The organism is uncultured Psychrobacter sp. (genome assembly GCF_947488565.1).
Taxonomy (GTDB): domain Bacteria; phylum Pseudomonadota; class Gammaproteobacteria; order Pseudomonadales; family Moraxellaceae; genus Psychrobacter; species Psychrobacter saeujeotis.
The window spans coordinates 66236-93209 of record NZ_CANKZC010000006.1 but is presented as its reverse complement, the minus strand read 5'-3'; the positions used below and the strand labels follow the sequence as shown (position 1 = coordinate 93209).

At 42.6% G+C, this 26974-nt stretch carries 23 protein-coding genes and 1 tRNA gene; 10 read left to right on the top strand and 14 right to left on the bottom strand.

Features of this window, described 5'->3' with window-relative positions:
• Positions 1–1632, bottom strand: coding sequence for a deoxyribodipyrimidine photo-lyase (locus Q0890_RS12650; RefSeq protein WP_299221549.1), 1632 nt, complete (start codon positions 1630–1632; stop codon positions 1–3).
• Positions 1633–1833: 201 nt separating this feature from the next.
• On the opposite strand from Q0890_RS12650, the gene Q0890_RS12645 reads away from it, so the two are divergent.
• From Q0890_RS12645 to Q0890_RS12605, 9 genes are all read left to right on the top strand, one after another.
• Positions 1834–2505 (top strand): phosphoribosylanthranilate isomerase, encoded by a 672-nt coding sequence (locus tag Q0890_RS12645; protein WP_299221546.1) that lies wholly within the window; start codon positions 1834–1836, stop codon positions 2503–2505.
• Between the two features lie 149 nt (positions 2506–2654).
• Positions 2655–3929, top strand: coding sequence for a tryptophan synthase subunit beta (trpB, locus tag Q0890_RS12640; protein WP_299221544.1), 1275 nt, complete (start codon positions 2655–2657; stop codon positions 3927–3929).
• A 140-nt stretch (positions 3930–4069) separates the two neighbouring features.
• Complete coding sequence (gene trpA / locus Q0890_RS12635; RefSeq protein ID WP_299221542.1) at positions 4070–4894, top strand: tryptophan synthase subunit alpha; 825 nt, start codon at positions 4070–4072, stop codon at positions 4892–4894.
• 254 nt (positions 4895–5148) lie between these two features.
• The gene (gene accD, locus Q0890_RS12630; protein ID WP_299221676.1) at positions 5149–6099 is read left to right on the top strand and encodes an acetyl-CoA carboxylase, carboxyltransferase subunit beta; all 951 of its coding nucleotides are present in this window, start codon (positions 5149–5151) and stop codon (positions 6097–6099) included.
• A 261-nt stretch (positions 6100–6360) separates the two neighbouring features.
• The gene (gene folC, locus Q0890_RS12625; protein WP_299221540.1) at positions 6361–7734 is read left to right on the top strand and encodes a bifunctional tetrahydrofolate synthase/dihydrofolate synthase; all 1374 of its coding nucleotides are present in this window, start codon (positions 6361–6363) and stop codon (positions 7732–7734) included.
• Between the two features lie 206 nt (positions 7735–7940).
• Positions 7941–9134, top strand: a complete 1194-nt coding sequence (locus Q0890_RS12620; RefSeq protein ID WP_299221538.1) for a LysM peptidoglycan-binding domain-containing protein — start codon at positions 7941–7943, stop codon at positions 9132–9134.
• Between the two features lie 286 nt (positions 9135–9420).
• The gene (locus Q0890_RS12615) at positions 9421–9966 is read left to right on the top strand and encodes a DUF2726 domain-containing protein (RefSeq protein ID WP_299221535.1); all 546 of its coding nucleotides are present in this window, start codon (positions 9421–9423) and stop codon (positions 9964–9966) included.
• Between the two features lie 288 nt (positions 9967–10254).
• Positions 10255–11778 carry a hypothetical protein gene (locus Q0890_RS12610; protein ID WP_299221532.1) on the top strand — a complete coding sequence of 508 codons (1524 nt, stop codon included), beginning with the start codon at positions 10255–10257 and terminating at the stop codon, positions 11776–11778.
• A gap of 178 nt (positions 11779–11956) precedes the next feature.
• The gene (locus Q0890_RS12605) at positions 11957–13174 is read left to right on the top strand and encodes a hypothetical protein (RefSeq protein WP_299221530.1); all 1218 of its coding nucleotides are present in this window, start codon (positions 11957–11959) and stop codon (positions 13172–13174) included.
• Between the two features lie 71 nt (positions 13175–13245).
• On the opposite strand, the gene Q0890_RS12600 is transcribed toward Q0890_RS12605, so the two are convergent.
• Positions 13246–14208: a DUF1853 family protein gene (locus Q0890_RS12600; RefSeq protein ID WP_299221527.1), complete on the bottom strand. Its 963-nt coding sequence runs from the start codon at positions 14206–14208 to the stop codon at positions 13246–13248.
• 153 nt (positions 14209–14361) lie between these two features.
• Here Q0890_RS12600 and Q0890_RS12595 point away from each other — a divergent pair, with 153 nt between their 5' ends.
• Positions 14362–14664 carry a monooxygenase gene (locus tag Q0890_RS12595; protein ID WP_299221524.1) on the top strand — a complete coding sequence of 101 codons (303 nt, stop codon included), beginning with the start codon at positions 14362–14364 and terminating at the stop codon, positions 14662–14664.
• A gap of 364 nt (positions 14665–15028) precedes the next feature.
• Here the strand turns inward: Q0890_RS12595 and Q0890_RS12590 are convergent, their stop codons facing one another.
• The 12 genes from Q0890_RS12590 to Q0890_RS12535 all read right to left on the bottom strand — a co-directional run bounded on the left by Q0890_RS12590 (position 15029) and on the right by Q0890_RS12535 (position 26936).
• Positions 15029–16024: a hypothetical protein gene (locus tag Q0890_RS12590; RefSeq protein ID WP_299221522.1), complete on the bottom strand. Its 996-nt coding sequence runs from the start codon at positions 16022–16024 to the stop codon at positions 15029–15031.
• Positions 16025–17751: 1727 nt separating this feature from the next.
• Positions 17752–19875 (bottom strand): DUF3987 domain-containing protein, encoded by a 2124-nt coding sequence (locus Q0890_RS12585; protein ID WP_299221519.1) that lies wholly within the window; start codon positions 19873–19875, stop codon positions 17752–17754.
• Positions 19876–19981: 106 nt separating this feature from the next.
• A complete protein-coding gene (locus tag Q0890_RS12580) occupies positions 19982–20389 on the bottom strand; it encodes a hypothetical protein (protein ID WP_299221516.1) in 408 nt (135 codons plus the stop codon).
• The gene (locus Q0890_RS12575; protein WP_299221514.1) at positions 20382–20921 is read right to left on the bottom strand and encodes a hypothetical protein; all 540 of its coding nucleotides are present in this window, start codon (positions 20919–20921) and stop codon (positions 20382–20384) included. Before Q0890_RS12575 ends, Q0890_RS12580 begins: the two co-directional genes overlap by 8 nt.
• Positions 20914–21189 carry a hypothetical protein gene (locus Q0890_RS12570; protein WP_299221512.1) on the bottom strand — a complete coding sequence of 92 codons (276 nt, stop codon included), beginning with the start codon at positions 21187–21189 and terminating at the stop codon, positions 20914–20916. The genes Q0890_RS12575 and Q0890_RS12570 overlap by 8 nt, the downstream gene beginning before the upstream one ends.
• Positions 21179–21700 carry a KilA-N domain-containing protein gene (locus tag Q0890_RS12565; RefSeq protein ID WP_299221509.1) on the bottom strand — a complete coding sequence of 174 codons (522 nt, stop codon included), beginning with the start codon at positions 21698–21700 and terminating at the stop codon, positions 21179–21181. The genes Q0890_RS12570 and Q0890_RS12565 overlap by 11 nt, the downstream gene beginning before the upstream one ends.
• Positions 21701–21703: 3 nt before the next feature.
• Positions 21704–21994 carry an AlpA family transcriptional regulator gene (locus Q0890_RS12560; RefSeq protein ID WP_299221507.1) on the bottom strand — a complete coding sequence of 97 codons (291 nt, stop codon included), beginning with the start codon at positions 21992–21994 and terminating at the stop codon, positions 21704–21706.
• Between the two features lie 195 nt (positions 21995–22189).
• Positions 22190–23002, bottom strand: a complete 813-nt coding sequence (locus tag Q0890_RS12555) for a hypothetical protein (protein WP_299221504.1) — start codon at positions 23000–23002, stop codon at positions 22190–22192.
• Positions 23003–23121: 119 nt separating this feature from the next.
• Positions 23122–24363, bottom strand: coding sequence for an integrase arm-type DNA-binding domain-containing protein (locus tag Q0890_RS12550; RefSeq protein WP_299221502.1), 1242 nt, complete (start codon positions 24361–24363; stop codon positions 23122–23124).
• Positions 24364–24526: 163 nt separating this feature from the next.
• Positions 24527–24603, bottom strand: a tRNA-Pro gene (locus Q0890_RS12545).
• 114 nt (positions 24604–24717) lie between these two features.
• Entirely contained in the window at positions 24718–26220 is a 1503-nt protein-coding gene (gene gatB, locus Q0890_RS12540; protein ID WP_299221499.1) for an Asp-tRNA(Asn)/Glu-tRNA(Gln) amidotransferase subunit GatB, read from the bottom strand.
• Positions 26221–26597: 377 nt separating this feature from the next.
• On the bottom strand, positions 26598–26936 hold the full coding sequence (locus Q0890_RS12535) for a hypothetical protein (RefSeq protein ID WP_299221496.1): 339 nt from the start codon (positions 26934–26936) through the stop codon (positions 26598–26600).
• Between the last annotated feature and the right edge of the window lie 38 nt (positions 26937–26974).

Here is a 26974-nt window from a genome sequence, read left to right as displayed (position 1 = left end):
TTATTCTTTTTTGAATTCGGCAATAGCCAGCTTGCGTGCCGATTTATGCTCGACCATCGGCGCAGGGTAGTCAACATCGGCAAACTTGCCACCTTTTGCCAATTCTTTACGCATCTTGTCTTCGCTATGCAAGATGCTAGTGGGAATATCTTTTAACTCTGGTAGCCAAGTTTTAATAAACAGAGCTTTAGAGTCATGCGTATTGGCTTGGCTAAAGGGGTTCATAATACGAAAGTAGGGCGCTGAGTCGGTGCCTGTCGACGCGCTCCACTGCCAGCCGCCGTTATTGGACGCAAAATCTCCGTCAATGAGCTGCTGCATAAAGTAGCGCTCACCCAAGCGCCAATCAATCAGCAAGTCTTTGGTCAAAAACATGGCGGTGACCATGCGCAGTCGATTGTGCATAAACCCCGTCGCATTTAAGCAGCGCATCGCTGCATCGACTAATGGTATGCCTGTTTTACCAGTGCACCATGTCTCAAAATCATCGCTATCGTATGACCAATTGATCTTGTTATCTGTTTCTTCTTTATAAGCCTTGTGACGGATAAGTGCTGGTTTGTCCACTAGTACATGACGATAAAAATCTCGCCATGCAAGCTCGCTTATCCAGCGATTGATGTCTTCGTTATCGCCATCATTACCGTGTAGCTTTTCTTGTGCTTTACTTGCTTGTAGATAGCAAAATCTAGGACTGATAGACCCTATAGTAAGATAAGCCGATAGCTGACTGGTTGCATGTAAATGGGGGACATCACGGCTGACATCATAGTTATTTATATCATCAGCGATAAACTCTTTTAAACGCTGACAAGCAGCATCTTCACCAGCAGGATAAGCGTCTCTTGCTTGGTCAATTTGGGCTGTCATATCAATATGTTGTAATGACTTGTTCTTTTCTAGTGTTTGCTGGTAGTCACTGAGCATTTCTTTACTTAGTGCTTCGATATCATCGACTGTATTGGCAAACGCTTGCGATGATTGTAGTTTGATTTTATAGTCGCTATCCACTGCGGGTGCTTCATGCATTTGAATGGTACTAACGTCTAACGTATGTCGCCATTTCTTATAAAATGGCGTAAAGACTTTATACATACTATCGCCATCGTTAGTCGTGATACTTTGCGGTGGAAAGATGCACTGGTCATGCCAGCGGACGAACTCGATATCGTCTTTTGTAAGTTGTTTACTCAATTGCTCGTCACGATCAATCTCATTGCCTTCGTACTCGTAATTGGCCATGATGCAGCTGATTTCATTGTCTTTACATAAGGTTGTGAGCGCTTCTATACAGTCAGTAAAGCTTGGACAGATTTGCACGGTTAAAGTAATGTTCAGTTGCGACTGCAAGTCCTTTGTTAGAATAGGTAGCGTGCGGGCAATATGGTCGACTTGCACAAGGGACGTATCATGTTCTTGCCACTGTCCAGGCGTCAAAAAGAATACGGCAGACACCGAGGCGTTTTTTTCCTTTGCACGTTCACACAGCGCTGCTAGAGCAGTATTGTCATGGATACGAAGGTCACGACGAAACCACATCAAGTAATGCAGTGGATTTTTGCTAGTAGCATTGTCGTCAGTATCAGTATCAGTATCAGTATTATTCGCCACTGTCTGTGCAGTCTTAGACATCAAGGTATCCCTATATTAATCAATCGCAATCATAAACGAAACTAAGGATAAAAGTATGCTAGGATAAGTTTTTGGATGCAATGGCTTTGCCGTTTGGTTAACAAAACCTCATCACATCTAACGATTTAACTTTAGCCTGAACCTGTCTGATACCGCTATAATCGGTGTCATATTTAGTACTATGAAACGCAAGGTCACAAAATGCACGTTAAGTTTTGCGGGTTTACTCAGCTTAGTGATATACAGACTGCGGCACAACTAAGTGCAGATGCAGTAGGTTTGGTGTTTTATCCACCAAGTCCCCGTGCGGTCACGATAGAGCAAGCGCAAATTCTGAGCGCTGCTGTACCTGCTTTTATCAGCGTGGTGGCATTGGTAGTCAATATGTCCAAAGATAAGCTGATCAATTTAGCAAATGACGTCTCTTTTGATATTATCCAGTTCCATGGTGATGAAACGCCTGAACAGTGCGAGCAGCTGGCAAGTGCCGTCAATAAGCGCTGGATCAAGGCGCTACGTATCAATGCAGAAACAGACACCCTTGATAGTGTTCGTGCTCAGATCGCACAGTTTGCTAGTGCAGGGGCGAGTAGCATCTTATTAGATGCCTACCATCAGCGTAAGTATGGCGGTACAGGCGCACGTTTTGACTGGAGTCTCATTCCGCATGACAGTGCACTGCCGATTGTGTTGGCCGGTGGACTCGATGCCGATAATGTTGCCGCTACATTAGGTTTGCCGATTTATGGCGTCGATGTGAGTGGTGGTATCGAGATCGATAAAGGTAAAAAAGACGCTGCCAAAATGCGTGCCTTTATGAAAGCGGTCAAGCGCGATCGATGGCAAAACGCTACGGTCACTGGCGCCATCTAAGTGCGTTTGTATCAAGTTATTTGCCATACATACTCTGCTTAGTTGATCGTTATTCCGGTTTATCTGCTTACATCTTAGTAGATTGTTATCCTTTTTATTATTTCTCTATAGTCAACTAAAAAATACCACTTATTACAGTAGGAATTATCATGAGTCATGTCGCGAACAAAGATTTATCTGCTAGTGCACAATCTGTCAATACATTTACCAATCCTGAAAACGTGCAGGATTTTAACCAGTATCCTGATGCACGCGGTCATTTCGGTGTACATGGAGGGCGTTTTGTCTCTGAGACGCTAATGGCTGCATTAGAAGAGCTAGAAACGCTTTATACCAAAGTCAAAGCAGATCCAGCGTTCTGGGAAGAGTATCACAATGATTTGGTGAATTATGTCGGTCGTCCAACGCCGCTGTATCATGCTAAGCGTTTGAGTGACGAGATTGGCGGTGCGCAAATTTACTTCAAACGTGAAGATCTAAACCATACAGGCGCGCATAAAGTGAATAACACCATTGGTCAGGCGCTGCTTGCCAAAATGTGTGGCAAAAAACGTATCATCGCTGAGACTGGTGCAGGACAGCACGGCGTGGCAACGGCGACGATTGCCGCACGCTTGGGGCTAGAGTGTATCGTCTATATGGGGGCTGACGATGTCGAGCGTCAAAAGATGAATGTTTACCGTATGCGCCTGCTTGGCACAACAGTTGTGCCAGTCACTTCTGGCTCACGTACGCTCAAAGACGCGATGAATGAAGCGATGCGCGACTGGGTGACCAATGTCGATAGCACGTATTACATCATTGGTACGGTTGCAGGCCCACATCCTTATCCGCTATTGGTGCGTGATTTTCAGGCAATTATTGGTAAAGAAGCGCGTATTCAGCATTTGGAAAAAACAGGCAAATTACCGGATGCGTTGGTTGCCTGTGTCGGTGGTGGCTCAAACGCTATTGGTTTATTCTTTGACTTCTTGAACGACACTGACGTCAAAATGTATGGCGTCGAGGCAACAGGCGATGGCATCGAGTCAGGTCGTCATTCAGCGCCATTGGCTGCCGGTCGTATCGGCGTATTACATGGTAACCGTACTTACCTGATGGCCGATGATGATGGTCAGATTCAAGAGACGCATTCTATCTCAGCGGGTCTTGATTATCCTGGCGTCGGTCCAGAGCATAGCTTCCTAAAAGACATGAAGCGCGTTGAGTATGTTGGCTGTACCGATAAAGAAGCGCTAGAAGGCTTCCATGAAACCACGCGTAAAGAAGGTATCATTCCTGCGCTTGAGACTGCCCATGCCGTTGCTTATGCATTGAAACTGGCCAAAACCATGTCCCCTGATCAAACGATTATCGTCAATATGTCAGGTCGCGGTGACAAAGATTTGCATTCAGTGATGAAGGCAGAAGGGATCGAGATGTAGTAACGAGTATCTTTGCAAATTATCAATTTTATAAATTGCAAAACTCTCCCTCGTAAGAAAATTGCTTAGTACCCTTTGATTAATATAGATTGTTAGATAAAGGGTTAAGTAAGCCAGTTTATAATAATTAAGAGACCATTATGACCAGAATTGAAAGTACTTTTAAAAACTTAAAATCACAGAATAAAAAAGCCCTGATTCCTTATGTAATGGCAGGCGATCCAACACCTGATAGCTTTGTCGGCTTACTACATGACTTAGTCAAGCACGGCGCTGATATGATCGAAGTTGGCTTACCATTTTCTGACCCTATGGCAGATGGTCCAACCGTGGCATTGGCGGGCGAGCGCGCGTTAGCAGCTGGGACGAGTACGCGTGATGCATTAAAAATGGTTGCAGAGTTCCGTCAAACAGATACGCAGACACCAGTTATACTGATGGGCTATCTTAACCCTGTTGAAATCATCGGCTATGACAACTTTGTGGCGCTATGCGAGCAGTCAGGCGTTGATGGCTTATTGATGGTAGATTTGCCACCAGCAGAGGCGGGCAGCTTCACTCAGCATTTGACTGAGCATGCGATGAATGAGATTTTCTTGCTATCGCCAACCACTTTGCCTGAGCGCCGTGAGCAAGTCTTGACTCATTGTGGCGGCTATATTTATTATGTATCACTAAAAGGCGTGACGGGCTCAGCCACACTAGATACTGACGATGTAGCGACTCAAGTTCAAGCGATTAAAGCAGAGACCGATTTGCCAGTATGCGTCGGTTTTGGTATCCGTGATGGTGCATCTGCAAAAGCGATCGGTACTCATGCAGATGGCGTCATCGTCGGTAGTGCATTGGTACAGAACTTTGCTGATATCGATGCCAATGATGCCACCTCTGTGGCGACAGCTCAGCAAAAAATCATGGCAAAAATGGATGAGCTACGCGGTGCATTAGACAGTTTGAGTGCCTAAGTAATGATGATAATAGCAGTAAATCACTTTGCTATATTTAGTTTACGTGTGTAAACTAACATGATGTATAATTTGTTACAATTACTCGATTTATTCAGCTTATTGTTTATCATGACATAGATAATAGTAATGCGAATAAGCTACCGTGTTAGTCATAACTGCTCATGTTATGACTGTATTTGCTTCTTAGAATAGACAACAATTAAACTCTTAAGGACAAGTAAATGAGCAAGCTTGCCGATAAGCCTTCAACAATGGCGAATAATATGACTGATACTATAAAAAAACTCGAAACTCAAAGTGATGATGCTAGCCCTGCTACAGATAACTCTCAAGCTGGTCAATCATGGTTTAATCGCCCAGTACCGGGTATCAAGCAGCAACTAACTGCTACGCTGACTGCAGTTGAAACCGAGCCGTCTACAGAATGTACCAATTGTCATTCAATGATTACCAATACGGCACTGATCTTTAACTGTTATGTCTGCCCGCACTGTGATCATCATCTACCAATGACCGCTCGTGAACGTCTACAATGGTTTTTGGACCAAGTAGATGGAGAACTTGGACAAGAATTTAGTGCCAAAGATCCTCTGGGGTTCATTGATAGCAAACCGTACCCCCAGCGTATGACTGAGGCTAAGACTAAGACTGGCGAGACAGAAGCTCTAATTGTTTTGCACGGTAAGCTACGTAACCTTGATGTGGTTGCTTGCGCCTTTGATTTTCGCTTTATGGGTGGTTCTATGGGCTCGGTCGTTGGCGATCGGTTTGTACAAGCTGCTGAAAAAGCGCTCAAAGACAAAAAGCCTTTGGTATGTTTTGCAGCTTCAGGTGGCGCGCGTATGCAAGAGGGATTACTGTCCTTAATGCAGATGGCACGTACCGCAGCTGCTGTTGAGCGTCTGAGAATCGCTGGTATTCCATATATCGTAGTACTGACCAATCCAGTTTATGGCGGGGTGACCGCTTCTCTTGCTATGCTTGGTGATGTTCATCTGGCAGAGCCAAAAGCGATGATTGGCTTTGCAGGTAAGCGCGTGATCGAGCAAACGGTGCGCGAGACGTTAGAAGAGCCGTTTCAGCGTGCTGAGTTTTTGTTAGAGCATGGCGTGGTTGATGAAGTGGTACATCGTCATCAGATGATTGATACTATTTATCGTCTGCTAGCTAAGCTTACGCATACGGATAATGTAGACGCCTAAATTGTGTGAGTGCTTAAGTTTTTGCATGTTGCATGTTGCATGATTGGCTTACCCTTTAAATAGCATTTATCGTCATTGATGATAAATGCTATTTTTAATTTTTGGGGTTTGAATATGGTCGATTTCAAATAAGGCGAATACATTAGATATCAGTCCTGCCGTATCATTTTTATACTGAACTCATTATATGGTTATAAGCATTGTATAATGACGCTTTTGGCAGCTGTATATCTTGGCTGCTTTTTACTTTAAGGTGTTCTTATGTCCTCATCGAATCACGCTACTACCGTGACCAGTCCAACGGCGCAATCAAGCTTGACTACATGGCTGGATTATATGCAGCAGATTCATGTTTCTGCTATTGATATGGGATTATCACGTGTATTGCCAGTGGCTAATTATTTGGGTGTGGTGCAATCAGCAAAAGACGATGCCTTTGTCTTCACTGTCGCAGGCACCAATGGTAAAGGCTCAACGACTGCCGTTATCAGCGATATGTGCCGCGCAGCTGGTTACAAAACCGCGTTATATCAATCGCCGCATCTGGTTGATTTTAATGAGCGCGTGCGTATCGATGGTCAGATGGCAAGCGATCAGACCTTGATTGCTGCTTTCGAGAAGGTTGAGCAGGCACGGCTTGCTTGTGGTTTAACGTTATCGTTTTTTGAGATAACGACTTTGGCAGCGCTTTTGATTTTTGCTGAAGCTGATTGTGATGTGTGGGTGTTAGAAGTGGGATTAGGTGGCCGCTTGGATGTAACCAACATCATTGATGCAGATTTAGCCGTGATTACCAATATCGGCATCGATCATGTAGATTGGCTTGGCGATAATGTTGATGCTATAGGCTTTGAAAAGGCGGGCATTCTACGTGATGGTATTCCATTAATTTTTGGTGCAACTGACATGCCTGCCAGCGTGCAACAAAAAATCGATGATCATAATGTTGTCTGTTACCAAGCGGGACGCGATTTTAGCTATCGCGTGCCAGATATAGAAACGAATATAATCACTAGCGCTGCCACGTGGCAATATAGCAATGCTGCTATAACTTTGCAGCTGCCACGACCCAAGCTATCATTGGTAAATACTGCCAATGCGCTATCCGCGGTGCTGGCAAGTCCACTTGATATCGGTATTGACGCTATTAAAACCGCACTACAGACAGTCAAGCTTGCCGGACGCTTTGATTATCGTCAAATGGTTGATCGCCAGTGGCTATTTGATGTGGCGCACAATGAGCAGGGCGTGACGTTTTTATTAAATCAGCTTAAGCCATTATGGCAACAGCATCTAGCGGTCTTAAATGATGGACAAATGGCTTCTATTAAGCTGCTGTTTTCTATGCTTGCAGATAAAGATATTGAGATGGTGGTCGAGCATTTAACGCAAGCCAAATTACCCATTACGGATTGGTATATTGCAGAGATTGATCATCCTCGTGCAGCGAGTATGGAGGAGCTGCAAACGGCATTGGCTGCATACGTAGAAGATACTGCTATACATGTTTATACTGATTTACAACAGGCCACGCAAGCGGTAATCGAAGACAGTGGAGCGCAAGACTTAATTGTAGTATGTGGCTCTTTTCATACCATCGGTGAAGCGCTTACTACCCTCGATGTAAACGAATAATTATAATCTCCTAGAGCTGATTGACGTCCAAAAATTGCATTAACAGATGCCTGATAGCAGACAGCATGAAAAATATGTTTTATAATCAAAGCGTTTTATAAACATGACACAATTTTTGCAGTAATTTCTGCAGTAAAGTAAGATGACGATATAGACTGGTCATGCCTAGCCATCAACCTTATCAACCAACTAAGAGACGTAAACGGATGAATTTTTCGAGACAAGCCTTATTGGGCATCGGGATGATTATAGGCGGTAGCGTCATGCTATACGCCATGGTGCAACAAATCGGTACTAATGATAAGCCAGCAACGCCCGCTGCTATCGTCGAAAAATCATCAACTGAACAAACAACTGTAGAACCATTAACCACAGATATCGAAACTGAAAAACGTATCTTGGCACAAAAGCAAAAAGAACGTGCGGCTCGTGTTGCAGAACAAGAGAAGCGCGCTCAGCAGTTTTTGGCAGAGCAGGAGAGTGCAGAAGCAAAGGCACTGGCAAAATCTCGCGCAGAAAACCAGCAGTATGTTGCCAACGCTATGCCAGCAAAGGATGAAGATACGAAAGTAGAAAATAGCTCAACAGTTACAACACCAACTGTGCAAGCGCGTACTGATGCCACAACAAACACAACCAATGACGAAAAACAAAAAGCTCAAGCGGCTGAGAAAGAAGAAGCCAAAAAAGCTGCTCAACAGGCCGAAGCAAAAAAATTAGCAGATAACAAAAAGCGAGCTGACGCAAAAGAGCAAGCTGAAGCTCAGGCTAAAAAAGAAGCAGAAGCAGAAGCAGAAGCTAAGAAAAAAGCTGATGCTAAGAAAAAGGCAGAAGCACAAGCAGCAGCCAAACAGCAGAAGCAGGCTGAAGAGCAAGCCAGCAAAACAGCTGCACCGACAGCCCCTACAGATTATACTGTCAAAAGAGGCGATGGTTTAATCAAACTAGCACGCCAGTATAATGTGCCAGTTGAAGCTCTGGCTCAAGCCAACGATATATCCTCATCTACTTCATTACAAGTCGGACAAGAGCTCACTATTCCATCACGTAAGCAGGTTGAGCGCTTAGAGCGTGAAGCAGCTGCCGCCAAAAAGTCCGCTGATGCCAAACGAGAAGCTCAACAAAAGCTACGCGAAGCGCGTAAAGAAGTTCGAGAAACTGATGCGAAAGGCAGCTTCGGGGTACAAGTCGCTTTGGCAAGCAATCAGTCTTCAGCTGATGAAGTAGCCAAAAAGTTTAAAGCTGCCGGCTATCAAGTCAAAACCAGTGTTACTAGTCGCGGTGTACGCGTCATCGTCGGTCCTGAGCGCGGAAAAGTTGCGGCACTGGCACTAAAGGACAAGATTAATACAGACTCTCAAGTTGATACCTCAGGAGCGTGGGTACTGTATTGGCGTTAAATGGTCGATAGATTTTATTGAATATAAAAGCTGGTTAATATACTAGATTTTGATAATACTTTTACTTGCATAACATCCAAAACACGACACCTGATGTCGTGTTTTTTAATTTATAAATTGTAGCTAATTATTAGCTCAGATAGTATTGCTTAGATAATATAAGCCCTATTTATGGCTCATTTACTTTTCTCTGTAGAACGTGTTAGCCAATAATGGTTACTACGTTGCGATTGACTATTTAGAAAACTCTAAAGTTAATCGTTTTAAAACTTTATAAGGTATGATTATGTCATTTGGCATTGTGTTTTTAGTATTAGCCTTAAGTTTTTTGGGGTTCGTTGTCTTACCGAAATTATTATCAAGATATCAAGCTCATAAAAATATTGAACCTAATCCAGCCCCTGTACGCGGTGATGATTTGGCTATTTGGCCGTTTGCACCGATGCCTATCATGACAGATACTGAAGTCATATTTTTTCAAAAACTCAAAAACGCCTTGCCTGAATATCATATATTTGTACAAGTGCAACTTTCTCGTATCATCAATGCTGATAGTGAAGAAGCCTCTGAGCGTAGCTTTTGGTTCAACCGTATCTGCCGTCAAAGTGTCGATTATGTTATTACTGATATCGATGCGCAGACGACATTGGTTGCCATCGAGCTTGACGACTGGACGCACACTAGTAAATCAAGACAAAAGGCTGATGACAAAAAGGACAAAGCGCTAGCAAGTGCAGGGATCCCGATTGTCAGGTTTCATGCTGAGCGCATACCAAGTGTCGATATACTGAGATACGAGCTGATGCAGGTTATTGAAACTTATGAAGCGTAATACTATTGCTCATTCAGCGACTGTCAGTTCATCAAAGTCAGGTACTGCTTGTATCTAGCTTCTTTTTATGATGAAACCCATAGACTTCTGTGCCAACGTTTGAATATCTTTTACAATATAACGGATTATTGTATGGACTTAGGCAGTAAATGATTATACTATTCCATTATTGATTAGTGAACATAAGTTTTGACAAAAGTTTTGTTAGTGTTAGGTCAGACAATCATCTATTCAAATCACATTTACTGTCATTACCTCAACTAGGTCTTACCAATAAAGGATTGTTTTATGAAGTTTTTCAAACTGACTGCGCTAGCATTCGCCAGCACTTTAGCATTAGCAGGGTGCGGTAGCGATAGTGACAATACTAGCACTACGGCCTCTAACAATAATGGCTCAGCTGTACCTTCTAAGCCTCCTGTAAACAATACACTGTCTGAGCTTGAGCAAGCTAAAAGCATCATCAATACTGCGAAGCAGTTTATTTTAGATAACAAAGCAATCGAAGATGCTTATGAAGACGCTAGTGAGATTTTGACCGAACAGCAGCAAGCCCGAGTCAACCTAACCTTTGAGATTGCTGAAGGTTTACATGGATACATGAAAGAGAATTCAATAGCAAAACTGGATGCAGCAGATGTCGCTTTATTAAGAGATCAGGGTGATCTGCAAGAAGTAATAGATAAAGGATTGGACAGCGATTTTTATTGGGACAGATTCTATAACGATAAGCTACAGCCAAGCGATGATTTTCTTGCAACGCTTGATACCAATGGTAAATTCAAACTGTCTGGCACTACGCTTGTGAATAGTGAACGTTTGGAACATAACTATAATCCGCTAACCAATGTTACAGATACAACAGTCACCAAAGATTCTTTTAAGATAACCTACGATAAATTTGAAAACTCATTGGCTTCTAATAGCAGTACTGATAATTTTACAGGCCGTTATGGTTTCAATCGTCTTGACATCGGTTCAAAAGCGGACGCGGTCGTTTTGAGCTCAACTTCACAAGGCGCAACGGTTAATGCGCAATTTAGTGATAAAGTCTTGGTTAATGATGAGTTTGATATAAATGACGTCAATAGAGCCGGCATTACTTTAGAAAAAGCGGTCATAAAACTGGATAATGTAAAACTTAAAGCCAACGATAGTATCATTGAAGCCCGTGACGTTGAGCTAGGGTTTTTAGATATGAGTCGCAAGCTTGCTGATGGCACCTTGGTGGTCAGAACTTTGCCAACCGCTATTAAGCTGACGGGTGAATTACTCAAAGAAAAGCCTGCAACAGATGTCGCCATTTCGCTAAACGCGGTTGCTAATGAAACCGATATCAAAAACGTTATCAAAGTAACCCAAGAAGGTAATATTGAAGAGGCTGCTGGTAAGTTCGTTGGAGTAGAGATTGTTATGTCTCTTAAGGGTAACGTGACAAAAGAGACTGCGACTTCGACTGCGATTATACCTTTAGATATTCAAGCGAACCTAAAACGTACAGCGCGTGATGTGGTAGAACTGCAAGGTTTAAAAGCAAGCGTAGACGGTAAAAGTCTGTACGTGACAGGTAAAACCATCTTGGACACTCAATATAATATCAGTTGCAAGTGTACACAACTTGATATTACCCAAAATAATGCCGCCATTAAGCTAAAATTCGATGTCGATAATAAATTCATCATACAAGACCCCAAAACGGGTAAATTTGCTGATATCAAGGTCAATGGTAAAGTCTTTGGTGAGCTATTACAGAACAACGGTACAGTAAGCGCCAAATTTAAAGACAACAGCTTTATTCCTCTAGGTCAGTGATGATATGTATTTGAGATATTGATCATGGAAAAAAAGAGACAGCTAGCCCTGTCTCTTTTTTGTGCCTTTTAATTTATGGAAGAAGATTGTGCTTTTTTTGCGCCCATTCATTCATATGCCATTTATACAAAGCTTTCTTTCACCTCAATCTATCAAGTCTTCTCAGGTACACGATCAAATGGTCACTATCATACGCAATATATTGGTTATTATAAGTATAGGTGTTTCAATCTCTGCTATCGCGCAAGAGCCGTCAGTGACTTATCAACTTACTGGTGATGACTTTATTTTAGAGAAAAACCTAATGCCATCTTTAGTGTCTACGCCATTGATAGCTTCTAAGAAGCCAGACACACAAATTGATTGGACAGTGATGGCGAGTGCTCATAGTCCAGCGCAGCCTATTGCAGCTTTTATCAAAGATTGGGATGCGCCATTAGAGTCTGGCACCCATGCCTACGCACAGGGGCGCGCGTCACTTAATGTGCGTCCAGCTGACAGTCTGATAAGCTATGGTCTGGCGTGGCGTTATGATTATATAATGACCTTTAATCAAGAAACTGCAGACTTGTATTGGCAGTATCAAAACAAGCAACTCCCCAATCAAAATCAGACTTATGCTGTAGAGTTAGACGCTCAGCATAATGAACGTATCGGCGCAAACGTAGGGTTTGCTCAGCAATTAACGTCCAATTGGCAGCTAACGACTTATGCCAACATTTGGAAGGGATTACATCTGCTTGATGGTGAAGCTAGGGGCAGTATTACATCGCAAGCATATCTTGATGGCGAAACAGTTAGAAATATAGATCGTCTCAGCAGCACAAAGACTTATGTAGATTACTATTACGATGAGCCAGCACTTGGAGAAGAGAACCTCAATTGGTATCCTAAAAAGCCAACGGGATATGGTTATTCGTTAGATATAAATTTGACAGGCGCATTAACCGATCGTACGCAGTTATCTATACGTGGTTACGATCTTCTGGGACGTATGCATTGGAAAGACACGCCCAGTACGCAATATGTATTAGATTATGATGCCAATAGACGACCTGTTGATATGACCGAAGGTCAACTCGATACTGATAACATTACGCAAACATTACCATGGCGCGTTGAAGGCAGTCTGATACATCAGCTGAACCCTCAATGGCAGCTCGGTGTCCATGGTCAAGTGAATGATATCCAAGACTTATATCAGTTGTCAGCAGGCTATCAAACCAATGAAGATTACTATCCACTCACTATCACTGGCTTGATAGAGCCACAAACACAAGCATTGGGGCTTGCGGTAGACAGTCAGTATGGCGGCATCAAGCTACTCACGGACAGTCTTGACTCAGAAAAAGCCCAGCGCAGTGAGGTTAGCTTATATGGACGTTACTCATGGTAGGCTATCATTAAGCTAGATGATTGATAGTTGATAGTTAAAAGGTAAAGCTTGCATTAATATGTTAATAACGATTAAGTGTTATCTATTTTAGGATCACGCCGCTTAGGATAAATGACTATCGGCTTATCACCTTCAAAGTATAGCCCTGTTCTGGGTAGCGTATCGTCCGGCCAAACTATCTGTGTTTTATGTCCACCGTAGCTGTCATAAAAGCTGCGTTTCGTAAACCATTCGATATAATTTGCGCGTCGAAGGCTCGTCATATCAATTGTCGTTAGATTATATTTATCCCATTTGTCGCACCATTCATGCATAGGAAAGCTTGGTGAAAGCCAAGCGGGATAAATAAAATCAGTCGTATTGATGGGTAAAAAGAACCGTCCTTTTATAACACCATAACGCTTATCAATTTTGACTTGCCCATGATCCTTAGTATCTACCCATATAGTACGGAATTGTTTGGTCTGCATATGGGTCATTTTGCGCTGTAGATTGTCGTTTGAGTTAATCCCAACCCAGTTTTCAGGCGCAAAAGGCGCTGATCCCATAAAAAACTTAATGGCCAGCTCCCAATGTTCAGTGACTGACTCTTTATGGTTGTATAAAATCAAGTCAAGCTCGCCAGAGGTTTGCTTGCCATTAAATAGCTGTACATTACTAGCGAGTGTCTCATATGGATGCAACTGGCGTGCAAAACCATCTGCTAACCAAAAAGACAATAACCCCTCAAAGTGAAAACCCAAACGATTGGGACTGGGTCGTGTCAGTAGATAGCGCGTCAACTCCTGGTAAGCATTGGTGGTATCAAGCTCTTCTAAACGCTGCTGATATGCGTCAAACTGCTGTTGCCAAAAGCTGGCACTGTGTACCGATACCGTATGTGTGTTTTGATAGGGTGCAAAATCCAGCCATCCTGTCAATACATTGGGGCATGCCAGCACATAAGCCAAATCACGCACATAAGGTCGCTGGTACGCTTCCCAAGGCGCGTGATTTGTAAGTATGGACAATGAATGAGCAATAGGCTCGGACATAGAATAAACCGAAGTAAGTTGTAGAGCATTTACCCTAACTGCTCGCTTGGGAAAAGTCTATAGTCAATCGTACTATGTTAAGATTGAACGTATCTGGCAGCATAGATTCGTCGATCATGAAATGAAAGATCAAATAATAATGAGGATTAAACTATGAAATATCTTTTGCAAATCGACTTCCCTTATAGTGGCCCTTTTGGCGATAAGTTTTTTGAATCTATGCAAGAGCTTGCTAAAGACATCGCAGACGAGAACGGGCTGGTCTATAAGCTATGGACAGAAAACGAAGAGACGCAAGAAGCGGGCGGTATTTATGTGTTTGATAATTTAGATGATGCCAATCGATACCTTGCTAAACATACTGAGCGTTTAGAGTCGTTTGGCTTCACTGACATCAAATCGAAAACTTTCAAAATTAATGAAGCGCTGAGTAAAATTACGAAAGCGTCTTTTTAGTAATGAATCGACAGTAGTTAGTATAAAGAAAGCCAGCGCTTGGATTTAAGAGGCTGGCTTTTTTGTTGCGTCTTCTATGCTTAGAACATGATGTTAATCATATAAAAGTTAAGCTGAATATCTGGTGCATTTGATAATAAAGGTACTAGGATAATGATTAGAAATTTTAGAATAGCGAATGACCATTTAGATAGTTTGTTGAATGGTTTTTGAGTTGGTGATTTTGTGCTGGTTGAGACTTTAGATGTTTTTAAGTGTGCCATGTGATAGCTCCATATTTACCGCGACTTGAATGCTACGGCTTATGGTTGCTATTTTATGAAGTAAGGTCGTTCGATAGTTCTATATAGAAAACGTCAAAGTTCTATAGAACGTCATTAGCTTTTTTTAACCATTTTGCAATAAAGTCTTTTTTAACCGATAATCCTAATACTTCGGCTTTTGCTTGAATAAGTTTATTAAGCTCTCCATAAGGATCGGCTAGGTCTTCTTTGTCATATTCTGCCATTTTAATAAGTGTGGTCACTAACGCTTGCATAGAACCTACGCTTTTATGGTGTGTTGGCTCGTCATCAACTGAGTTGTCTGCTAATTCAGCTTTAGATTGTGCTAGTTGGTTTTCAAGTTCGGCTACTTTGTCCTGTGCTTTGTTATGATAAGTAGTAAGCTGCGCTACTTGCTCTTGAAGTTCATTAATAATTTGTTTGTCACTCTTAAATCCTGTTTTTTGCTGTGGAAGCTCTCCTCTTGATGCCATTGTAATAAGCTTATGAAAGTTATGAGCTTGTGAGCTCTCGCCATATTTATTTATTACGTCCTGTTCTAGTTTCGCTCTTTCAGCTTCACTTATAGAATTGTCTATGAATACAATGGATCTTATATTATCTTTGGACTCTTTCGCTATCACATTGTCATGATCGTCATCTATAGTATAATCTAGCGTATTGCTTTCTTCTAAAGGCAGATTAAGTTCTTTTATAAACACCAGCTTCTGTAATTGTTCTAAGCTATAGTAGAAGTCCATCCTTATAGGTTCGTAATAGTCTAGGTCTAGTTCATCATTGCCTAGGTCTTCATCATAAAATCGATGGTAAAACAACATATAATCAAGAAAGCCATCTTTAGCAATCTCATTGAATAGCATGCTAGTCTTATATTTACGACCAATATTTTTGTAATCATAGATACGATAATGGTCATCTATGTAGTACTCACAAACTAATTCATCAAAACGATTGTACAGTAGAAAAGAAACTACATCTTTAAGTGGTTCATCTAATCTATAAGATAGAAAACATAAGAAATCTTCAGGCGAAATATATTTATTCGTTTCTTCTTTCGCTTTATCTAATAATCCCACAATTCACACCCCTACACCCTTTAATCAAAATAGGTACAAGGTAGTGCCAGCCTAAAGGCGTGTGAACGGTTGGCTTTTGATTACTGTCATGCCTTGCCCAGATTTTTATTTGTTATTCCTTAACTACATCATACAATCCATAGCCAAATTTAGCATAAAAAAAGCCAACCATTGAACACAATGATTGGCTTTTCTCTATTACTATGTTTGGTCGGAACGGCAGGAAGTAAAGTATAGTCTGTATGCCTTGTTTTATATAGGTTTGATTATTTTTTGTATCAACGATACCAACAATAATACCAACAATCGTTTTTAATAACGCCCTTTTTTGGCTGTTTGCTGCTTCACTCAATATTATTTTGTAATTATTTTCACTGTTTGCCGTTTCAACATTTCTCGACACGGTAGGGCGGTGTAATTGTTCATGGCTGTGTGAGTGGACATAGCCTGTTAAGTAACATTTTTACGACCGCGAAATTAAAAGTTTATGGGTTGCTTTTTGTTTGCATGGGGTTGAATTGCTAATGACTGCACACGCTCGGTAATAGCACTTAAATGCGTGCGTTTTTAATGCGTTTCTGTGCGTTTGCTAATTACCACCAGTGGTGGTTATATGCTCAATAGGTTTTTACGCATTATAAAAAGGCGTTTACCTGTCCGAAAAGTCGCTTATGCTGCCTCGTGTTACTTGTCTTGAAACTACCAATCACGGGCAGAATATGCCCCATGCGCGTACTGTTCCATAAACTACCCTCTAACGTGTCCAACAATACATTTTTAGCCCCTGCTTAAGATGTCCGAAAAGTCCCTTACAATACCTGTGCATAAAGTCCCTTTTTATGGACTCCAAAAACTACCCCAGTCCTTTTAAAACAGTCCGAAAAACTACCCCTTTTATGGACTCCAAAAACTCCTTTTTATATTGCTCAAAAACTCCTATAGTTGGTGCTTGCCTTGCGTGCAAATTGATTTTGAATAACAAGTTTTGACAAGTCGGCGGCTGTATTAATCGGTTTTGAATGTTAAGTTTTATTAGGTTCTAACGTGTCCGAAAACCTTAGTTTCTTTACACTATAAAAAGGGTTTGGCAGTGATCGCCTAACATGTCCGAAAAGTCGCACTTCATTAAGTGATAGGCTCAGATTTGAGCGCATCTACTTTACTTTGACGGCTCTATGTTGTTTTAGTGAGGCTGCCACGCTGTAGGCTAATGATGGTCATGCTTTAGGCTTAACTTACCCCATTGGGGGTTATGCAATCCGTATCGCTAAGTAAAGGTAATCCTGCTTTTAAACCTTAACATTTATTAACATGCTGGCAGTCGGCAAACTGGTTTGAATGTAAACAAATGACAACATGCTACCCGTGATTTTCAAGTGAGTATTGAGCGCCTACCCTTAGGTTTCCCTTAGGTTTTTGCAGCCCATGAAAAAAGGCAGACGCTAAACGCCTGCCAATATAGTTTTATACCTAGAAAAAGTCGCTAAAGTTGCTAAAGTTCCCGTAAGCCTTATCAGCTATAGCCTGTAGCTTAGTTAGCAGCTGCTAACGTCCTGCTAAAGTTGCTAAAGTTCCGCTAAAGTTAGCCATTCTTAGCTAAAGTTTAGCAAGTTTAGCAATGCTTAGCAGCGCACTACCTAAAGTTAAGCCCTTGACTGGCAAGGGCTAGATAAAGTTTAGCAAGTTTAGCAGCTTTTTAGGGGTAGCTAAGTTATAGCTAAGGTTAGCTATTCATTAATTAGCTTTGGATTAATACACACTAAACGCCTGCGCCCCTCACTTTCTAACCGAACGTGCCCCATACTTTCAAGATCATCAAGTAAGCTATTAAGTTTCTTACCTCTTAGGGTGTTAGGTGCGTTCTGTGACACAAACGACTTATTCAAGATAGGCGGATTTTTACCCCTCGCTTTATCCCCTAGCCAGCTGCTTAGCTTCTCACTGTCGTTCTGTTCACCTGTAGGCGTTGCATCAAGGTAGCGCAAGCGTTCACTGGTAGAGTATTCCACAAGCATAAACGCCCGTTTAATATCATCAGTGGTGATTGCCTTACGTCCATCAAAGAACGCCATTAATGATGCTATACGGCTCGCATTTTCTGCCATACGTGACGCATACGCTTTTAGATACTCCAACGGCTGCCCCTGCGCTTGTCTGTTCTCTATTGCCTGTTTGAAGTCAGTAAAGACTTGCCTAGTCTGCTTGTCTGCCCATTGCATCTTAATGCGCTTCGGTGTGCCTGTGCTGTCATTGGGTAGGCTGGCTGGTAATGGATCAAGTAAGCTCTGACAGCGTGACCAGTAGTCTATTAAGTAAGGGTTATCATACGGGCTGTCGTTATTGCGCTGCTCATCGTTCCATACTCTTTGACCGCGTAAGTCCTCAGGGCAAGCAATCAAGGCACGGGCTAAAAACCCCTGTCCATTCATCACGGGGTCGGCTAGTGCTGGCTCTAATATAACGCGCTGTCCTTGTAGTAATAGCGTCATACGCACGTTGTAAGCGTCTGTATGTGGTGTAGCATAGGCAGACTTTTGCGAGCGTAAACGGGACACCTCACCATCACTATAAAGGGTCGTCAATGATGATAGGGCATTGCCTGCGGTATCACCTTTCATGGTATGACCATTAAAGAATTGGGCTGCTTCGTCTGTTGTCCATGACGCATTACTGATACTACCATCAATAAATTTATCGAGTATAGGCTCGATGGTCGCTTCTTTAAACATGGTCTTAGGATTTTGAGGCTTTGGGTTAGACTCTAAGAAGTCGGCTAGCTCTTTACCTTTTAGACTTGCCTTGTCATTCTCCCATGATGACAGCTCAATAAGATAATCAGCATATAGCTGCTTCTCATACTCACGTATTTTGAAATGAGTTAAACCCATAGCTTGGCTTTTACCTGATCCGCTTTCGCCCTCAGTGATTAATATTAGACTGGTTGGCATGTGACCGTGTCCCATTGGTGCATCAATAAACCGCTGCCCCATGTGTGCCAATGCTCCTAAAACGCATTGTCCTGCGATTGCAGTCGGTGCTTGCGTGTAGTGTGCTACTGCCTTAACAACGTGCTGTAGTAAGCCTGTGAACGCATCTATAGGGTAGGGCGTGGGCGTGTTTGGATTATTGGCTAATGGTTCAGGTTCGCCCCATATCTCAGCTTGTAGATCGAGTATGGTTGTATCATCAAGGGTTAATATCTCTCTATAGCTAAGCTCGCCATATTCTAAATGCTCTAAGAGAGTTCTAGCGCCAGTAATAACCCCTTTGACGTTTGCACCTTTGAACGGCTTACAAACTGTGTCTTTTTGATCTAAGGTAGTAAAGATAGTCACGGGGTAGGCTTCGGCAAAATGGCTGACCATGCCATTAAATAGCAGCTTATCAAGGCTCATCAGTAGCGTGACATTATCCGCCATAAGATAATAAGCAAGCGTGACAGCATCATTTAAGTTATCAATCGCTATAATCTCTTTGCTACTGTCTAACGTACCAATGATGAAAGCTGACGGCTGCATACGGTCAATGATAATCGGCTTTTGAGTGCTGTTAGGTGTGACACTGGCAAGCGTGACGGGTTGATCTTGATTGTTGTTTAATACTAGCCCTATCGTGTTCTCTGTCAGCTCTCTCTTACCTGTATCGAAGCCCGTGGTTATGGTAATATCGCTATCAAGGTGCAATAGCCTGTCTTGTATGCCTAACTGCTCACATAGGTTATAAAGATTAAGCAATATATTGTCATCTGCCAGCCCTTGCCGTGTGGCTGCATTAAAACGACCTATCATGTCTAAGCCTGCGCTCAATGCGCGGGCTTTTTCATGGGTGTTTGTTTGTAGTGTGGTGGTCATCTGTTCCCCCTTGCCTGCGTGTGGTTCGGCTTACGCTGCTCTCTATACTTTTTGTAGTAGCTTTTGCGCTTAGCGTGCTTACGGCTTTGCTTTGGTGGGTAGCGTTTCATTGGCTGCCCTCCTTGCCGTAACCTGTCATTGCTAGGGTGTTATTAATACTCTCTAATTGCTCATATAGTAGGCTTGCCCATGTGTCGGTGGCATCATGTGCGAGGCGTGCCAGTGCTGGCACTGTATGCGCTTCTATCTTGTCATAGTGAATGAGTGCCAGTAATTGACCAATATCATACAAGGCAGTAGCAGCCCCGTTAATGTCACAAGCAATATCCGATAGTATGCGTGACGGTATCAATATTACTTCGTCATCATTAGGACTGGTTAAGTCGATGACCTTGCATTGTTTGTTTAGGACAATAGACAAGTCGTCATCATGCGAGCCTTTAATGGCTTGATGCGCTGGTGTGCTGTTGGTAGTGGTTTGGGTGTTTGAGGTCGTACGGATTGAATTAGGCATTATGATGCCCTCCTTGCGTTGTTTTTTGAGTATGTGCCACGCTATACGGTAAAAGTATAGGGTGACGGGTCTTACTCTCGGTCACGCAAGCAACCGCCCCGCATATTCGCCTTTCGGCTGTTTTATTTTGCAGCGTCAACCCGTCATAGTCGGTTAGCAAGTGATTTGCTATAGATATGATGGTTTGCCCCCTTGTGGCGCATGTGTGCGCTTGTGGGGCTATGCTTGAATGGATAGGGACAGCTTGAGAGGCTGCGCTATTATCAGGCACAAAAAAAGCCAATGAATAACGGTCTGGCTTACCGCTTGCGTGTTTTCTTGAGAGGTCTATATAGTAACCGCTGCTATCATCAGTTGCAATCTGTTTAGGGCTTGCTTGTGTGTAAGCTACCAGTGACAGTAATAAACCGATAATCATTACCCATGATATAAAGATAAGCAAACTTAGTAGTAAGCTGCGCTCGTCTGTCTGCTTGTCGTTGTGCTGCCCGTGGTCGGCTTTTGGATTGGTTTTGGTGTCATTACTACTCATAGCTTGTTACCTCCAATGGTGGCATCACAATAAGCTGATCTAGCATCTCGCTAATATCGCTAGCTGATTGGCTATCGTGGAATAAAGCACCTTGTATTGCAGTTATAACGCCTTTGCTAGCGTCATTGTCTGCAATGATTGTATTAAGCGCCATTGATAGGCGCTCGCTATTGCTTGATAGCGTTTGCACCATGTCATTAATAAAAGATAGGTGGTAGCTATCCACTGCCACTAGGCGCGGTTCTAGAACTTCACTATCATTTTTCACTGTCCGCACCTCCTACAAGTTCAAGGCTAGGTTGCATCTGTTTTAACGTGCTATCAATGTCTTGCTTTATTTTTGGCTTAATCTGTTTACCACCAATGCTTAGGAAGCGTCCTGCACAACTCAGGTTGTTATTTACTGTATTGTACTCTCTGCATAACTCATCGAGTTGGTGACTAAGTGCATTTTGCTGGCTCGTCATTGAGTCGAAAGCGCGTATCACTAATAATTGAAAACGTGGACTGATCCACATTGCGTAGCTATACACTAGCTCACGGCATACAAATGTGCCTTGCTGTGAGTCGCCCCCTTTAATGACTTTGTAAGCATTTGATTTTGCTTCGATGCTCACATCTGAGCATCGCTCTATTTCTGCTATTAAGTCCTTGGTATTTTCTAATCGCATGAAGTTTGTAGGCTTATGCTTTTTATTGCTGCCACTGACCCTATGTAGGTCGTTGAGAGAGTACAAGCCATCTATCATGTGTATGGTGTTGTGTAAAATAGTAAGCATGATCTACACCTCGCTAGTGATTGAGGTGTGAGAATTCAGCCATTCGTGAACGTCTGCATAGCTCCATGCTGTCATGGTAGGACTTAGCTTTCTGCCAGCTGGGAAGCGCCCATCTTTTGACCATTCAAACAAGGTGGTTTTGCTAAAGGGTAGGAAGGGCAGGATATCTTTAGCCCTGCCCATGCCTGTAGTAGGCAGTTGAATAGCTGGAGTGTTTGCGGTGGTTGGTTCGGTATCGTGAGAGGTGTTATCAGTAAAAGGAATTACTGGGGTGTTTTGAGTGGGGTGTGTCATCTTAACTGCTCCATATCGTATGATTTGTATCGCTGCGTTGTTCTGCGATATGGATAGTTTAGGGGGTATCAAGGGGGGTAGAATAGACGGAAAGGTAATGCTATTGCTACCCCCCTAAAACTTAATTTTTATCATAAAAAATAAGCGTTTTTGTTGTTTAGGTCAATAAAATAAAGGGTTGAAAATATAGGGGTATTAAAAAGGTATATCAAAAGGGTCATCTGTTTTAGGTAGTTTTTCAGGTAAATTAACAGTAAGTTTTTTTTGTACTTCACTAGCTATTTGTTTATCTACTTTTTTACTTGCTTTTAGGGGGGTAGGTTTGGCTTTTGCTCTACCCCCTGTAATATCCCAATTTGGAATAGCAGCAAGATCATTGAAAAATTTGTCACCTGTATTAGTCACACCAAAGGCTTTGGCGTTATCTTTCATCCAATCCTCAATAAAGCCTTTTACTCTTTTACCATCAAGATTAGCCGTTTGAGCTACTTCCCATGCTCTAACACATAAAGCTAACTTAGCAGAATAATTTATATGTTTTTGGTTCATATAGTCATCTTTCTTACCGTTTGGGAATAGTAAATGAGGATAAACGCCTCTATCTGATAACCATTCTTTTAGATCATTTCTATCTATTGTCGTTTTAGCTGTATTAATATCTGATATAGCTATCCAATCTTTGTTCAAGTCATTTTGAATAAGGCTGTCAGTTTTTGGAGTAACAACTATGTGAGCATTTAACCTGCCTGATTTAATAGCGTGCCCTAGCGTTTTTAAACTGATTGAAAAAACATCTACTGCGTTGTGTGGATCACCTTGTTTAGTGTTTATTGACACATATTCGTCATCAGCATAGTAATCGTGATAAACCTTGTTTGGACTTACACCAGCAATCAATGCAGCTGCATCCTCAACGCTTATAACATCCATAAGTTTATATAAATCTGCATCAGATAAACCATTCATAAACTCATCTGCAATAGTGCCAAAGAAATCGTTATTACTCACACTTACACCCCTACACCCTTAAATCAAAGTAGGTGCAAGGCAGTGACAGCATAAGGGTGTGTAAATAGCTGTCGTTCGGGTAATTAGTCCTAGCCTTGCATAGTCGTTACAGCATGATATTAGCCATGCTTTTGTGTTTGTTGTTTGAAGTCTGCACGGATCACGTTATCTATCTTGCCAGCATAAGCATTATCAATGAAGTTTGCCCACTCATTCATCATCTTGGTTCTATATGGTAAATGCTGCGCTCCGTTGTATGCCTTGCTGATCTTGTTTTCTTTCTCATGTGCCAGCTGTAGCTCTATCGCTTCGTGCATGTATTCCTGTTCGTGTAGGGTAGTGCTGGCAAGTCCACGGAAGCCGTGCCCCGTCATACGTCCTTTATAACCCATGCGCCATAGGGCAGTAATAAAAGCATTGGTACTGTATGGCTTACGGGTTGAGGTATTAAAGAAAACGTACTGATCCGAAAACCCCAGCGCCTTGATTTGTTCTAAGATTGCCATTGTTTGCGGTGCAAGTGGTACTAGGTGCGGTCTATCCATTTTCATTTTGTCGGCTGGTATGCGCCATACCTTAGCTTTGTAGTCTATCTCGCTCCATTCCATAAAGCGTAATTCTTGCGTTCTTACAAACGTATAGCACATAAACCATAAACCTAGCTTCACCAGTAGATCACCCTCGTAGGCGTTAATGTCTTGAAGTAGTTTAGGTAGTTGCTGGCTGGTCACACGGCTATGGTGCTTTACCTTATGCGGTTTTAGTGCTTCGGTTAGGTCGGTGGCTGGGTTGAGATTGGTTAAGCCCTCACGTATGGCTTGTTTGAATATCTGCCCCGTTTGGCGCATTGCACGCCTTGCCATATCAGCTGCGCCCCTCGCTTCGATAGCTTTACCGATAGCCAAAACATCAGGCGCGGTTATGTCCTCTATGTTCATGTGACCAATGACGGGCTTAATATCGCGCTGGTACTGTGAATAATCACGGCTATAGGTGGTAGGGGCTATGTGTGCTTTGCGGTCATCGTGCCAACGCTGGGCTATGGTATCGAACGTCCTTGATCCGTCATTGTCGGCTTGTGTCTTTTTCTTATCGTCTTTTGGGTTGATACCATCAGCTATGAGTCTTTTGATCTCAATATTGCGCTTACGTGCATCTTGAAGGCTCATGACTGGATAAGTGCCAATAGTGAGGGTCTGCTGCTTACCCTGCCAGCGGTAGGCACTAATCCATGACTTCACGCCCGTATAACGAACCCATAATTGAAGCCCGTTACCATCACTATGTTTATCAGGTCGCTTTGTATCAATAGAGGTGGGGCTAGGGGCTAGCTTGTTGATACTGGTATGGGTTAGGGGCATGGGTCTATCCTTTGTTGGTATTATCCATGTTGGTATTGCTCGATACCAACAATAATACCAACATTCTATATGGAACGCCATACACCTATAAGACAGTGAAAACCCAAAAAACGCCCAAAATAAAGGGCATACGGTCTATGACGGTATGCCCTAATATTGTGTTTGGTCGGAACGGCAGGATTTGAACCTGCGACCACCACACCCCCAGTGTGGTGCGCTACCAGACTGCGCTACGCCCCGAATGCCTGACTATTTTACGCAAAATTAGGCATATTGCAAGAGCTATTTGTTTTGCTTAAAATTTACAACACATTTCTACGTACTATAGTTAGTATGACAGATTTGCCATTCGTCTTAATCCAGCAGCTCCTTTAAAATCTGATTGACTTGCTGTGGGTTGGCACTACCGCGACTGGCTTTCATGACTTGGCCGACCAGACCATTAAAGGCTTTTTGCTTACCGCCTTTATACTCATCTACCATCGTTTGATTGTTTGCAATGACGTCTTCAACCATGGCCTTAATGGCGCCCGTATCGGTTTCTTGCTTGAGTCCTTTTTCTTTGATGATTTTATCTGCTGCGTCATCATCGTTGCCACCTTCGCGTTCATATAAGGCACTAAAAACTTTCTTAGCCAATTTGCCAGATAGAGTATCGTCTTTGATACGCTCCAGCATACCAGCCAATTGCTTAGCGCTGATAGGGGAGTCAACGATGTCTTTATCGTCTTTATTCAATGCACCCAGCAGCTCGCCCATGACCCAGTTGCCAGCCATTTTCGCATCTGACTGTCCGATCTCTGCGACTACATCTTCGAAATAATCGGCAAGCTGACGGCTACCAGTTAGGATACGAGCATCGTACTCTGACAGACCGAGCGCCTCTTCAAAGCGCGCACGTCGAGCAACAGGTAGCTCAGGCATTGCCGCTTTAATCTCATCAATCGTATGCTGCTCAATACGTACTGGCAGTAAGTCAGGGTCAGGGAAGTAGCGATAGTCGTTGGCGTCCTCTTTGGTACGCATGGTACGCGTTTCATCACGCTCTGGATCATAGAGCATCGTTGCTTGCACGACTTGACCGCCATCTTCGATGATGTCGATTTGACGCTCGATTTCGCGATTGATGGCGCGCTCGATAAAGCGGAACGAGTTTAGGTTTTTCAGCTCAGTTCGTGTGCCAAGCTCGCCGCCTGGTTTACGTACAGAGACGTTACAGTCACAGCGAAATGAGCCTTCTGCCATGACCGCATCTGAGATGCCAAGCCACGTAACCAGCTGATGAATGGCTTTTATATAAGCAAGTGCTTCGTGAGCAGAACGCATGTCTGGCTCAGAGACAATTTCGACCAGCGGCGTACCTGCACGGTTCAGATCGACGCCCGTCATGCCATCGACAGCATCATGTACGGATTTACCAGCGTCTTCTTCTAAATGCGCGCGTGTGATATCCATGCGTTTTGGGTACTCGTTTTTCTCGCCTTCATTCACCACTACATCGATATAACCTTTGCCAACGATAGGGTGGACCATCTGGGTAATCTGGTAGCCTTTAGGTAAATCAGGGTAAAAATAGTTTTTGCGATCAAAAGTGTTGAATAACCCCAGCTCAGCATTGACACCAATGCCAAATTTTAGGGCACGATCGACCACACCAGCATTTAAAACTGGCAAAACACCAGGCAGACCCAAATCGACGATGCTGGCCTGGCTATTTGGCTCATGACCGAAGTCGGTCGGTGCGCTCGAGAATAACTTGCTTTCGGTATTTAGCTGACAATGAATCTCAATCCCGATCACCACCTCGTAACCATCGACGAGCAATTCTTTGCGAACTGCAAATTCTGTCATTTCCATTATAAAATCCTATCAAAAATTAAAATAAATAATCGTTAAGCTATAAAGTTATAGTCGTGACTTACTATCATTATCTGCAATAAATTTTTCGTAGTTTATCCTGCTTTTCGCTACTCTTTGCTACGAAATTTACGATAATACAAAACCCCTTAAGCTCGAACAAAACAATGCTTCGCTTTTCCTCAATCGAGGCTAAACGATCTTGTCATGGCAGACTTCACTATTTTCTAGTGCCAATAATTAGCGCTCGTAAATCAAGCCATTCATCTTTAGGAAGCGTAGGGAACACTTTACAGTTCTCACCAGCATTTCCGTCTTTTTTATGATGGCTATAATAGTGTGCGAAAACCAGACTGTAACTGCTTAAATAGCAAGCTTTAGTGATGGTTTTGCATCTGCGTATAGGTATCTGCAAATATCTCACTACTCCCGCCACTTTGATAAAAAGCAGAAATAACATAGCTCATCAAAATTCTAAACTTACCTTGACTGTACAAGCTACTTACCAAAGGTTCAGCTTGTTTAGCATCCCCCTCAATAAAGCCATAAGGGGCAATAATCTTTTCAAACTTATCGTAAAACGTCTGAAAAAAACTTGGCGTGTCCTCAAAGTTTTCATCAAAAAAGGTTTCTAAGTTTTTAAGATCTGTCTTTAAAGTTAGAGCTTGATTATCATCTAAGTGATAGTCTTGCTTCATCATGTTAAGAAAACTCATTGTATATCTCCAGTGAAGCTAAAAATGGAGTCAAATTT